This window comes from Streptomyces sp. NPDC050433 (assembly GCF_044458565.1).
In the GTDB taxonomy this organism is placed as follows: Bacteria; Actinomycetota; Actinomycetes; order Streptomycetales; family Streptomycetaceae; genus Streptomyces.
This window is the reverse complement of sequence record NZ_JBITIB010000069.1, coordinates 1-1,769: the sequence shown is the minus strand read 5'-3', so window position 1 is coordinate 1,769 and position 1,769 is coordinate 1. Positions and strand designations below refer to the sequence as shown.

Here is a 1,769-nt window from a genome sequence, read left to right as displayed (position 1 = left end):
GCTTGTGCCCCGTCGAGCGTTAGCTCGGCGGGGCACAGCGCTGCGAAGTGGCTGGTGCGGGTGCGGGCTCGGGGTGTGCCGGCGAGGTGGGCGTCGATGCGGGCGAAGTTGATCGCGGCCCCGGTGAACTGGTGCTGAAGGCTGGTCTTCGCGAGGCCGCGGTAGCGGGATCTGCGCAGGCCGCAGCGCCCTACTGCTTGGGAGATGGTGCCCTCGACGCCGGCCCGGATCTTGTAGCGCTCTTTCCAGGCGTCGTTCTGCTGCTCGGCGCGGATACTGCGGATGGCATCGTGCTCGGTCTGCTGTTGCCGCAGCATGAGTTCCCGGCGGCGGCCGGTGGCTGAGCTGACGCAGTCCCGCAGGTGGGGGCAGGGGCCGCAGCGGCTGGCGGGGAACCTGACGCGGATGACGGGCAGGCCCTTGGAATCGTTGCGGGGGTACCAGTCCGTGGCGGTGACACCGCCGGGGCAGGTCACCTGCTGGGTTTTCCAGTCGACGGTGAACGCGTCCAGCGTGAAAGCGCCCTTGGCCTGGGACGAGGTGTTCTTGACCAGCGGCCCGCGCAGTTCGACACCATGGCGGTCGCGGGCGGCGAGGACATGGGCGGCGGTGGGATATCCGGCATCCACCCAGTGCTCGGCGGGCAGGCAGTCGCGGACGGCGAGGGAGGTGTGGATCTCCTCGTTCATCGCGCTGTCCGCGACAGTCGCCACCGTGGTGGCCACGTTGGTGATCAGGTTCGGAGCGTTGATCTCGCCGCAGGTCTCGGTGAGATGGACCTTGTATCCGTCCCACATGGTGGCTCGTTTGACGCCGACACGGGCGTCGGGGTCATAAGGGCTGACCAGGCGCGCCGCGCCCGGCGGCCGGTCTTTTGGGCCCCGCCGCTTCACCTCGCCGTCCACCCGGTGGAAGTGCTGGACCCAGACCTGGCGCAGAACCTCGACCTCATCCAGCGAGCGGAGTGCCGCGGGGGCGCCGACGCCGAAGACGGCTTCCAGCAGGTGTGTCCCGTCCCGGCCGATCCGCAGCCCCACCTCGTCCCGCTTCGCGCGGGCCTTGGGGAACCGGGAGTCCTCGGCCCGGGTGGCGTAATGCCTGAACCAGTCCGGCTCCGCGATCTCGGACAACCATTCCGGGGCAGCCTGAGCGAGCGCGTTCAACGCCGCCCGCAGTGTCTCGGCCACCTGCTCCAGCCAGCACAGATCACGGGCCGCCGAGAGCACATGCGTGGCGTCCGTGCGGGCCCGGCCCGCGCTCTTGAGCAACCCCTTCTCCCGGGCGGCGGCCAGCACACCATCCAGCACCCGCCGCCCACCGTCCGCCCCGGCCAACCGGTCCCGGAACTCCGACAACACCGAGAAGTCGAAGCCGGGATCGTCGAGTTGGAGCCCGAGTGCGTACTTGAAGTCGATCCGTGCCCGCACCGCCTCCGCGGCCTGGCGGTCGGTCAGCCCCTCCACGAACTGCAACACCGACACCAGCGCCAGCCCGGCAGGTGACCAGGCGGGCCGGCCTCGTGAGGCGAACAGATCCGAGAAGTCCTCGTCGCGGAACATCGGCCCCAGCTCGTCCCGGACCCGGATCGCCAGGCTCCCCTTCGGGAACGCGGCCCGGGCCACCCGCACCGTCTCCGCCGGAATGGCCCCCGGCCCCTTCGGCTGCATCGACATCGACACCCACCCCACAAAACAACGTCGGTCCCCATGACCACAACCGGGTCATGGGGACCGACGTCACGCAGCGGGCCGAATAAACCAACAGCATCC

Annotated in this window: 1 protein-coding gene; it reads right to left on the bottom strand. The window is 70.0% G+C overall.

The annotated features are described in order from the left end of the window. Positions 1 to 1,673, bottom strand: a 1,673-nt coding sequence (locus ACIBLA_RS37555) for an IS1182 family transposase (RefSeq protein ID WP_399201147.1), incomplete at its 3' end; no start/stop codon positions are given. Between the last annotated feature and the right edge of the window lie 96 nt (positions 1,674 to 1,769).